General features: G+C 29.8%; 1 protein-coding gene. It reads right to left on the bottom strand.

Annotated features, from left to right (window positions below):
- Nucleotides 1-392 (bottom strand): Rpn family recombination-promoting nuclease/putative transposase (locus RH99_RS18100; RefSeq protein ID WP_010241921.1); only part of this gene is annotated, 392 nt, incomplete at both ends.

Raw genomic sequence — 392 nt, 5'->3', positions numbered from 1 at the left:
AGCCTTTAAATCATTTTCATATATTTCTCTTTCTTCACTATCAAGATACATAATATCAAGCTTTTCAATAGCCCTTTTTACTTCCTTATCCAAGGCTAATTCTTCTGGTATTTTATTGACATCTATTTCATAAGCTCTATTTAAAAAAGTTACCCATCTATCTAGGGTACTGGTTAAACTACTGTAATCCTTATTGAATTTATTTAATTCCACAAAATGCATTTCAAATACATTGGAAAATTCTTTTTTACTCTTCTCATTGAATACTCTGTATACATTGTGAAAATCCTCTTCGTCTGTATAGTTAAAGTCCAGTATATTTATAGCTATAGTTTTTCTTAGGGTTTCAAAATCATCCCCGCTTTCTATCTGATCTGAATATACCTTTGCCC

The organism is Clostridium arbusti SL206 (assembly GCF_000246895.1).
Lineage (GTDB): Bacteria > Bacillota > Clostridia > Clostridiales > Clostridiaceae > Clostridium_I > Clostridium_I arbusti.
The sequence above is the reverse complement of the archived record's forward strand: the minus strand, read 5'-3'. Positions and strand labels throughout refer to the sequence as shown.